Origin of the sequence: Hyphomicrobium sp. (assembly GCF_041674905.1) — a bacterium.
In the GTDB taxonomy this organism is placed as follows: Bacteria; Pseudomonadota; Alphaproteobacteria; order Rhizobiales; family Hyphomicrobiaceae; genus Hyphomicrobium_B.
On sequence record NZ_JBAYUV010000061.1, the window covers coordinates 1 to 9,252 of the forward strand.

Sequence of the window (9,252 nt, forward strand, 5' to 3'; positions counted from 1 at the left end):
ATGATGTCCATGCACAGCTCGACGCATTCATCGCAGATGAACACCGTCGGACCGGCGATAAGCTTGCGTACCTCATGCTGGCTCTTGCCGCAGAAAGAGCAGTAGAGAGTGTTTTTCTCTTGAGCCATTTTTTCTCACTTTCAGTGCAAAACCACCGGCGCCCCGATGTTCTTGCTTTGGCCCGCTGCCTACGTCCCGGCGATTGCCGATGTGCGGCGACGTAAAATCACGGGATTCAATCTCTCACGCTAGCGTTCGGCAGATCAAGAATGGATTAATGGAGCCCACCCAGCCCTGCCTCGCAAGCGGCGGTATTGCCACAGTTGGTGAACGATGTGGCAACATCGCAATTCACCCTAATCGTTCACCTAAACAATGGCCGATGTACGTCATTTGTTCTACTGTCGGGAAGCCGCAACCGAAGGCCCGTGTTTCCACAGACATTCGCTTTGCGGCTACACTTATTCCTTCGAGCTCTTGATCTCGAGGGCAGCGACGTCGACTTCATCGCGGCTTTCAAGAACCTTGTCGATAATGCCGAAGTCCCGCGCCTGGTCGGCGGTCATGAAGTAGTCGCGGTCGAGCGTCTTCTCGATCATCTCGTAGCTCTGACCGGTGTGCTTCACGTAGGTCTCGTTCAGGCGACGCTTCATCTTGATGATGTCTTCCGCATGCCGCTCGATATCCGACGCCTGGCCGGAGAAGCCGCCCGACGGCTGATGCACCATGATGCGCGCGTTCGGCAGCGCGAAGCGCATGTCCTTGGCGCCCGCGCACAGCAGCAGCGAGCCCATCGACGCCGCCTGTCCGATGCACAGCGTCGCAACCGGCGGCTTGACGAACTGCATGGTGTCGTAGATCGCCATGCCGGCCGTCACCACGCCGCCCGGAGAGTTGATGTACATCGAGATTTCTTTTTTCGGATTCTCGGACTCGAGGAACAGCAGCTGCATGCAGACCGATGCCGCCATGTGGTCCTCGACGGGACCGGTCACGAAAATGATGCGCTCTTTCAAGAGGCGCGACGGCAGATCGTAGCCGCGTTCCCCGCGCGTCGTCTGCTCGACGACCATGGGCCAGAACGTGTTCGTCACGGTGTTGATGGGATCGCGCATCGCCTCGGTCTTTCCTGATTTCAGCCGGCAAGCCCGCAACGGGCAAGCCGGTCAGATTCGCACGCTCGTTCTAGCACACGATCCGAGCGCCGGCTCCGGCGCTTGGTCGATTGCGTCTCAGGCTTCCGCTTCGGTCGCTTCTTCGACCGCCTTCAGAAGCTCGTCTCTCGACACCTTCTTCTCGATCGGCTTGGCCTCGGCGATCACATGGTCGATCACCTTGTCCTCGAAGATCGGGGCACGCAGCTCGTTGAGCGCGCCGGGCGTCTTCTCGTAGAATTCGTAGACCTGCTTTTCGCGGCCCGGATAGCGGCGCGCCTGCTCCACCAGAGCGCGGCGCAGCTCGTCCTGGGAAACCTGCAACTTGTTCTTCTCGCCGATCTCGCCGATCACCAGACCGAGACGAACCCGGCGTTCGGCGATGGCGCGATATTCAGCGCGCAGATCTTCCTCGGATTTGCCCTCGTCCGCGATGGTCTTGTTGGCGGCTTTGAGATTGTTCTCGAGCTGTGACCATATATTGTTGAATTCGAAATCGACAAGAGATGCCGGCAGCTCGAAGTCATGCGCCTTATCGAGCGCATCCAGGATTTCGCGCTTCAGCTTCACCCGCGACGCCTGATCGTACTCGCGCTTGATCTGCTCGGTGACGAAACCGCGCAGGGTCTTCAAATCCTCGGCGCCGAGGCCCTTGGCGAAATCTTCGTCGATCTCAGGCTTCTTCGGCTTCGCGACGGCCGTGACGGAAACGTCGAAATCGGCTGGCTTGCCCGCGAGATTCGCCATCGGATAATCTTCCGGGAACGTCGCCGTGATGATCTTCTGGTCGCCGGCCTTCATGCCGACGACGCCGTCCTCGAAGCCCGGAATAAACTGCTTCTTGCCAATCGCAAGGCTGGCGCCTTCGGCGGAACCGCCTTCGAACGCCTCGCCATCAATGCGGCCGACGAAGTTCATCGTCACGAGATCGCCCTCGGCGGCCACCCGACCGTCTTCCGGCTCATAGGAGGTATTGCGCTCTGCGAGATCGGACAACGCCTTGTCCACCGCCGAGTCTTCGACGTCCGCAACGAGCTTCTCGAGCTGCAAAACGCCGAGATCGGCCACCGGGATCGGCGGCAGAACCTCGAAATCCATCGTGTAGGAAAGGTCCGTTTCGCCGCTGACGACGCGCTCGATGCCGCCGTCGTCGACGCCGAGCAGCTCCAGTTTCGGCTGCTGCGCCGGACGCTCGTTGCGATCCTTGACGGCTTTCGCGCTGGTATCGTTGATCGTCTGCTCCAGGACTTCCTGCATCAGCGATTTGCCGTAGAGCTTCTTCAGATGCTCCATCGGCACCTTGCCGCGCCGGAAGCCTTTGATCTGCACGCGGTCCTTGAGCTCCACGAGGCGTTCGGAAAAGCGCTCGCCAAGCTCGGCCTTCCCCACCACCACTTGCAGGGTGCGCTTCAGTCCGTCTCTCGCTGTTTCAGTGACCTGCATCGTCCGTTTCCTGATTGGAGGCCGACACCTTAGTGCCGCGCCTCGTCGATCGACAATTATCTAGGGAGATACCGTTTCGTCTACAAAGCTCAGGCGGTGCCTTGACGGCGCCGCGCTGGTGCGGGCGGAGGGATTTGAACCCCCACGACTTGCGCCGCTGGAACCTAAATCCAGTGCGTCTACCAGTTCCGCCACGCCCGCTTGAGACGCTCCGATCTCACCTTTCCAGCCATCTGTGCACCATTGATTACGAGCTGCACAAGACGACCGCAAACATCCAGAAATTCCTCGATTGGCGCGAGTGTCCTGCCCCTTGCGGAGGGCGTCCGGCACACGAGCGGCGGGGAAGCCGCTGTCATACGCAAGAGCGCCCGCGAAAACAATGCAGAAATGAAGAAAATCGGAGCGGCGGCCGCGCTGCGTGGGCGCAGCGGTAAAGCTCAGTCGGTGGCGCCCAGGAGCAAGTAGCTCAAAATAGCCGAGGCTGGGAGCAACAGCATATAATAGGCTTGTTCCAGATCCAGATCGCTCTCGACCAGGAAATAGGCCAGTATAGACGCCAGGATTAAGGAAATGATCTTGGGCAACATCGCCAATACCCGCCTTGACGGGTGCGTTCACCCGCTTTCGCGGGCGGCGCCTTGCTAAATCTTCGCCGGAATCAGGCCTCTTCCCAACACCTCGTTCAGACAAGGCAAAGCTGCGATCAAGACTAACGAATGGTGGCGTCCGGATCGCCCTGCCGCCGCCCGCCAGCACCCAGATTAAATTGAATTTCGTTCAACAATAGAAGCACGCCGGCCGTCTTTCGCGGCATTCGGCAACTTGCGACGCGGCTGGGATTTGCCTATCTGCTTTGTGCCGCCGGTACATTTTCCATCGAAGTCAAGCTAGGGGTGCGCCTTGCCGAAGTCTGCCACAAATTGGATCGTCGAAACGGATTGGCTCGAGAGCCACCTCTCCTCCCCAGATCTGGTCATCCTCGACGGCAGCTGGCACCTCCCGACTGCCAAACGCGATCCCAAGAAGGAATATCTCGCCGAGCATATCCCCGGCGCGCTGTTCTTCGACATCGACGATCTTTCGGATGAGAAATCGCCGCTGCCGCACATGCTGCCGTCGACGGTCAAGTTCGCCTCGCGCATGAAGAAAATGGGTGTCGGCGACGGCGCCCGCATCGTCGTCTACGACACGGCGGGCATCTTTTCTGCCGCCCGGGTGTGGTGGACGTTCCGGGCCATGGGGCATCAGGACGTGGCGGTGCTGAATGGCGGGCTGCGGAAGTGGAAGGCGGAAGGCCGGCAGCTTGAAGACGGTCCGCCGCCAAAGCGCTACGAGCGCCATTATACCCCGCTGCAGAACACCGAAATCATTCGTGAACTCGAAGAAATGCGGGCCTTGTTCCAGAAGCCCGGCACGCAGATCGTGGACGCACGTCCGGCCGCGCGGTTCGAGGGTCGCGATGCGGAACCGAGGCCTGGTCTTCGCGCCGGCCACATTCCCGGCTCGAAAAACGTCCCATCGCAGGAGCTTCTCAACGCCGACGGCACACTCAAATCGGCAGAAGAACTGGGCAATCTATTCAAGACTGCCGGCATCGACGTGTCGCGGCCGGTCGTCACGACCTGCGGATCGGGCGTCACGGCGTCGATGCTGGCCTTGGCGCTTGCGGTCCTCGGACAGACGAATGCCGCCGTCTACGATGGCAGCTGGGCTGAGTGGGGCCAGGACAACGGCTTGCCGATCGAAACGGGACCAGCACGCTAAAATTCCGGCCCATCCGTGCTGCTCAGTTCTGCGCGGCGTCCGGCGATGCCGCGTTTTCCGCGAGAGCTTTCTCGATCGGTCCCGTGATTTCAGCCGATTCCGGTGAGAGCTTTGTTGAGAACGATCGCAGCAAACGCCCGTCGCGACTGACCAGATACTTGTGGAAATTCCAATTCGGCACGCCCGCCGGACCCATCGCTTCCGCCGCCCATTTGTAGAAGGGGTGCGCGTCAGGGCCGACGACGTGCTGTTTCGACGTCAACGGAAACGTCACGCCGAACGCGCCCTGGCAGAACGTCTTGATCTCGCCTTCCGACTTCGGCTCCTGCTCGCCGAAATCGTTGGAGGGGACGCCGATGACGACGAGCCCTGCCTTCTCATAGCGCGACCAGAGATCCTGCAGGCCCGCGTATTGTTTCGTGTAGCCGCAGAATGACGCCGTGTTGACGATCAGCAGAACCTTGCCGCGAAAATTCGAAAGCGACATTGGCTTGCCGTCGATCCCGGTAAACTCGAAATCGTAGGCAAGGCCGTCGACCGTTTTGGACGGCGCGACGCTCGGGGCCGCAGTCCACATCGCGACGAGGCTGACGATCGTCGACCAGATCTTTCCCATCTACCACTTTCCAAATTCGTTTAAGCAGATCATTCCCGGCGGCCACGATACATGCAAAGGCGCGGAGGATCACCTCCGAGGAGCGACTTAAATCCCAATTCCCAGGGCTGCCCTTGTGTTCCGGCCGGAACAGCCACCTTCGCCCGAGGCTTTTAAAACGACCTCCAGGAAATGAGCTCGAGGCCCACCGGCCCTAAGGAGGAACTTAAAATGGCATCTTTCAAAACCGCTCTCGTGATCGCCGCCGGCATCGCAACGCTCGCAAGCGCTTCCACCGCCAATGCGCGCGGCGGCGGCAAGGACGTTTTCGTCCAGGATTATCAGTTCGCGAAGCCGATGCATGGATATTCCGGTCGTTCCGGCAGCTACTATTGTGACTACCAGCGCCTTCCGAACCGCAAGTGCACGATCAACGCCAACGGCACGGAAAGCTGCAGAATCGTCGGCTGGACGTTGCGTGAGATGTGCCAGTAACGCGAACGTAATCCAATTCACCGCGAATTTAGAGATGGGCTTCGGGAATATTCCGGAGCCTTTTTGTTTTTTGGATCGCACGAAGTTTTTTAAAAAGCTGCACGCCCTGTTCCGCTGGAAACAGCGACGCAAGGCGCGGGCCTATACGTCAATGCTCATGCAAATCCCTAAGGAGGATGACGTCATGAGCGCAGATGAAACCAATCACCGCCCGAAACGCAGGACTTTCCTGAAGCTGTCGCTATTCGCCCTTATTGCGGCGGGCGCAGGCGCGTTCGGCGCCGTCAATATGTCTCGCAGCGACCTGCTCGGCGCGAAGTCCGGCGACGACACGCTGAAAACAGAGCAAATTGTGGCGCGCATCGAGTGGATCGCCGCAGCACCGGGCCGCATCGAGCCGAAGTCGGGAACGGTTCGCGTCGGATCGGCCTTGCTCGGACGCATCGCGGAAGTTGCCGTGAAGCAGAACGACAAGGTCGAGGAAGGCGAGCTTCTGATCCGCCTCGACGACGATGAAGCGCGCGCCCGCCTGCAGGCCGCCGAGACCGAAGTTGCCTCGCGCAAACGCGAGCGTGACGCGCAGCCACTCGACAAAGCCCGCGACGATCTTCGCGCAGCCGAGGACAACGTCTTCAGCGCCGAACGCGAACTGACGAACGCGCATTTCGAGCTTGAATATGAGCTTCAAGCCCGCCGCGAAGGCAATGGCAACGACCAGCGCGTTACCCGCGCCCGCGACGGACTCGCCAAAGCCAAGGACAAACTGCAGGACGAGCGTTCCGCTTATGCCAAGGCCCAGGCGAAGTCGAATATCCCGGCGCCGAACCGGCTCGAATCGGCCCTTCAGGCGGCTCGTTCCGATGTCGCGGTCGCCGAAGCCCTGCTTGAGAAAACGCGCATTCTGGCTCCCGTCAGCGGCACCGTCTTGCTGCTTCCGGCAAAGGCCGGCGAGATGGTCGCGCCGTCACCCGATCAGACGCTCGCCGTGCTCGGCGATATGTCGGTCGTGCGCCTCAAGGCCGAAGTCGACGAGATTGACGTTTCGAAAATCAAGGTCGGCGGCAAGGTCGTGGTCAAGAGCAACGCGTATCCGGGCAAGGAGTTCGAAGGCACGGTCGCGGAACTGGCGCCGTCGCTCGCCTCGCCGCAGTTCGCGTTGCGCGGCGCACGCCGTCCGGTCGACGTCGAAGTGCTTCCGGTGACGATCGATCTTCAAGGCAATCCGCCACTGCTGCCGGGCATGCGTGCCGACGCATTTTTCAAATGAAAAAAGTCTGCGCCGGAAATCTTCTGACGAGAATTTCGTCAGAAGTCTGCGCGGGATACTGAACAGACCAGTGGCGGCGCGCTTCCTCCTTAGCGGAGCTGCCGCAGGTCCTGTACGGGGAGGAGCGAGTTGTCCCACTCGCTCCTCTCTGTTTTTTTATTTCCCAGCGCACCCTGACGCAAGAGAACGCAAGTCGATCGGTACGCCAAGAGCCTTGTCCCGCCCGGAACAGCGCCTACCCGAAAATCTCCGCATCATCGAGCCCCAGAAGCAAACGTCTTCAACGCTCACATCCGGAGATAAGTCATGTACGGAGAAATCAAGAAATTCCGCAGCGATATCGGCATTGGAATCATCGCCGCCGAAAACGGCCACGACTATCGCTTCAAGCACACAGAAATCCTCAATCGCCGCGACGATCTCGAAGGCCAGGAAGTTCATTTCGAGCTTGGCGATTTGAAAGCCCGCGAAATCATCGTGCTCGCCGGATCGCCGTGGATGGCGTTCGGCGGCGGCGCCCTCTGATTTTCCCGAGGGAGACGCGCCATGATCGCCAAGCTCGATCCGACCGACATTCCGCAAGTCGCTGCGTCGGATCTCTATCGGCCGATGCAGATGCTGATTGCCAAGGGCCAGGGACTGGCGCTGCTCAAAGGATTGAGCGAGCGTGATCTGCGCGAGATAGAGACGTCTCTCTGGTCGGAATTTCAAACCGACCCGAATACTCGGATTGCCGTCGCGCTGCGCCTGCGCGCGCTCGTCGATGTCTTCGCCCAGCGCCGTCTCAAGGACATGCTGCTCGCACGCGGCTTCAAGGTGATCTCTGCCGCCATCGCAGCGGCATCACAACAGCGCCTCAATACGCGCCTCGGTTTCAACGCTCAGCGCTTGCTGCTCGCGATCGACGCGGCAACCGCGCCCAAGCCTCAGGCTGTCATTCCAGCGCCCGCGATGCAAACGGCCGCGTAAGCCTGTCACCAGCGGAACTGCCGCCAAAGACGCGCGCGATTAATCCTCGAAATATCGAACAAACATGCACCTCGAGAGGCGACAATGGCGACGGACGCAGGTTTTAAAATCAAGGGCGGAAAAGTCGGCATCCTGCTGCTGCATCGGCTGTGCGGAACGCCGGTTGAAATGCGCTTCGTCGCCAGCGGCCTCGCCAAGCAGGGCTATACCGTTCATTGCCCGACGCTCGCCGGACACTGCGGCAGCGAGGACGACCTGAAGGCCTCTTCGTGGACCGACTGGTATCTGAGCGCGGAGCGAGCCCTCGACGACCTCCGACAAGAATGCGATGTCGTCATCGCGGGCGGGCTGTCGGCGGGCGCCGTGCTTGCCGTTCTGCTGGCTGCGAAAAATCCGACAAAGGTCAATGGAACCGCACTGCTGGCGCCGACGCTCTGGCTCAACGGCTGGATGATCCCGTGGTACGCGCGGCTGTTTCCGCTCGTCCGCTTCAAGTGGTTCGCGAACCTCATGAACTTCCCGCATCACGATCCGCACGGCATCAAGGACGAGCGAATCCGCGACTTCATCCAGCGGGCGCGGGCGTCTCGCGGAACCTCCGAAACCGGCAATCCCTCAACGCCCGGCGGAGCGGTGTTCGAGCACCGCAGGATGGTCAGCGCCGTTCGCAAGCTCGTGAGCTTCGTCCGGCAGCCGACGCTGATCATTCATCCGCTCGAAGACGATTACGCGGCGATGAGTAACGCGACCTATCTCCGGGACAGCCTCGGCGGGCCGGTCGCGCTCGAGGTGCTCGACGATTGCTATCACATCGTCACCGTCGACCGGCAGCGTCACCTCGTGGTCGAGGGGATCGACCGCTTCGTCGCCAACCTGATCGGCGCCCCGGCGGATGCGCGCGGTGAGCAGACCGCCCTCGCTAAAATCTCTGCTGCGTAGCAATGCACTGATTTTAAACAGAAAAATAGAAATCCAAAATAGCCGTTGGCATGTTCCAGCCGGAACAGCGGCGGCGGCATGGACAGGGCAATCTGCAGCCATGGCCGGTGAAGACCGGCATCGAGATCAGCGAAACCGGCTCAGGCCCTCAGGAGGCTCCCATGACCAAGATCACTCTCACACTCGCCGCCGCACTGCTCGCCGGCACGACGTTGACGAGCGCCGCAACCGCGGGCGGCATCCGCGTCGGCTTCGGCTTTCCGCTTGGTTCCTTCATCGCCCATTCGGCGCAGAACTCGATGGATGATAGCTACAGCCGCCGGTACGAGCGCCGGCAACTTTCCTACAAGGCCGAGTCCGCGCCCGTGCGCAAAGCCAAGCCGGTCAGCAAGGTCGCGAGTGCGAAGCCCGTCGCCAAGCCTGCGACCAAGGCAATCATTAAGACCGCGAAGCTCGAGGACAAGCTCGCGAGCGATCCGGCGACGACAACGGAAATTGCCAAGACCAGCGACGTCACGACGGGATCGACCACGCCAACAACTGCGACGCCGGTAAGCAACGCCGCACCGGCCGCGACGACGAACACGACGGCGGCAACCGAGACTGCCAAAGTCGAGAAGGTC

11 protein-coding genes and 1 tRNA gene are annotated in these 9,252 nt (G+C 60.7%); 7 read left to right on the top strand and 5 right to left on the bottom strand.

Translation table 11 applies throughout. The features are described 5' to 3' along the window. The 4 genes from WC026_RS16670 to WC026_RS16685 form a co-directional block, all read right to left on the bottom strand. A partial coding sequence (locus WC026_RS16670; RefSeq protein WP_372712144.1) for a ClpX C4-type zinc finger protein occupies positions 1–128 on the bottom strand: 128 nt, incomplete at its 3' end. Positions 129–461: 333 nt separating this feature from the next. Then, positions 462–1,115, bottom strand: a complete 654-nt coding sequence (locus tag WC026_RS16675; protein ID WP_372712134.1) for an ATP-dependent Clp protease proteolytic subunit — start codon at positions 1,113–1,115, stop codon at positions 462–464. Between the two features lie 117 nt (positions 1,116–1,232). Next, the gene (gene tig, locus WC026_RS16680) at positions 1,233–2,597 is read right to left on the bottom strand and encodes a trigger factor (RefSeq protein ID WP_372712135.1); all 1,365 of its coding nucleotides are present in this window, start codon (positions 2,595–2,597) and stop codon (positions 1,233–1,235) included. A 116-nt stretch (positions 2,598–2,713) separates the two neighbouring features. Then, positions 2,714–2,798 (bottom strand) — tRNA-Leu (locus WC026_RS16685). Between the two features lie 702 nt (positions 2,799–3,500). Between WC026_RS16685 and sseA the strand changes: the two genes are divergently transcribed. Further along, complete coding sequence (gene sseA / locus WC026_RS16690; RefSeq protein WP_372712136.1) at positions 3,501–4,364, top strand: 3-mercaptopyruvate sulfurtransferase; 864 nt, start codon at positions 3,501–3,503, stop codon at positions 4,362–4,364. 22 nt (positions 4,365–4,386) lie between these two features. Here sseA and WC026_RS16695 read toward each other — a convergent pair whose 3' ends face one another. Further along, positions 4,387–4,980, bottom strand: coding sequence for a glutathione peroxidase (locus WC026_RS16695; protein ID WP_372712137.1), 594 nt, complete (start codon positions 4,978–4,980; stop codon positions 4,387–4,389). Positions 4,981–5,190: 210 nt separating this feature from the next. Here WC026_RS16695 and WC026_RS16700 point away from each other — a divergent pair, with 210 nt between their 5' ends. The 6 genes from WC026_RS16700 to WC026_RS16725 all read left to right on the top strand — a co-directional run. Beyond that, a complete protein-coding gene (locus WC026_RS16700) occupies positions 5,191–5,454 on the top strand; it encodes a hypothetical protein (RefSeq protein WP_372712138.1) in 264 nt (87 codons plus the stop codon). A 184-nt stretch (positions 5,455–5,638) separates the two neighbouring features. Next, positions 5,639–6,721: an HlyD family secretion protein gene (locus tag WC026_RS16705; RefSeq protein ID WP_372712139.1), complete on the top strand. Its 1,083-nt coding sequence runs from the start codon at positions 5,639–5,641 to the stop codon at positions 6,719–6,721. A 306-nt stretch (positions 6,722–7,027) separates the two neighbouring features. Further along, positions 7,028–7,246 (top strand): hypothetical protein, encoded by a 219-nt coding sequence (locus WC026_RS16710; protein ID WP_372712140.1) that lies wholly within the window; start codon positions 7,028–7,030, stop codon positions 7,244–7,246. Between the two features lie 21 nt (positions 7,247–7,267). Further along, positions 7,268–7,690 (top strand): hypothetical protein, encoded by a 423-nt coding sequence (locus WC026_RS16715; protein ID WP_372712141.1) that lies wholly within the window; start codon positions 7,268–7,270, stop codon positions 7,688–7,690. Between the two features lie 84 nt (positions 7,691–7,774). Next, complete coding sequence (locus tag WC026_RS16720) at positions 7,775–8,629, top strand: alpha/beta hydrolase (protein ID WP_372712142.1); 855 nt, start codon at positions 7,775–7,777, stop codon at positions 8,627–8,629. Between the two features lie 161 nt (positions 8,630–8,790). Then, a partial coding sequence (locus WC026_RS16725) for a hypothetical protein (protein ID WP_372712143.1) occupies positions 8,791–9,252 on the top strand: 462 nt, incomplete at its 3' end.

Bases quoted from the DNA above. Each gene is read 5' to 3' on its own strand.
- WC026_RS16675 (WP_372712134.1), bottom strand. From the start codon at position 1,115: ATGCGCGATCCCATCAACACCGTGACGAACACGTTCTGGCCCATGGTC.
- tig (WP_372712135.1), bottom strand. From the start codon at position 2,597: ATGCAGGTCACTGAAACAGCGAGAGACGGACTGAAGCGCACCCTGCAA.
- WC026_RS16695 (WP_372712137.1), bottom strand. From the start codon at position 4,980: ATGGGAAAGATCTGGTCGACGATCGTCAGCCTCGTCGCGATGTGGACT.
- WC026_RS16700 (WP_372712138.1), top strand. From the start codon at position 5,191: ATGGCATCTTTCAAAACCGCTCTCGTGATCGCCGCCGGCATCGCAACG.
- WC026_RS16705 (WP_372712139.1), top strand. From the start codon at position 5,639: ATGAGCGCAGATGAAACCAATCACCGCCCGAAACGCAGGACTTTCCTG.
- WC026_RS16710 (WP_372712140.1), top strand. From the start codon at position 7,028: ATGTACGGAGAAATCAAGAAATTCCGCAGCGATATCGGCATTGGAATC.
- WC026_RS16715 (WP_372712141.1), top strand. From the start codon at position 7,268: ATGATCGCCAAGCTCGATCCGACCGACATTCCGCAAGTCGCTGCGTCG.
- WC026_RS16720 (WP_372712142.1), top strand. From the start codon at position 7,775: ATGGCGACGGACGCAGGTTTTAAAATCAAGGGCGGAAAAGTCGGCATC.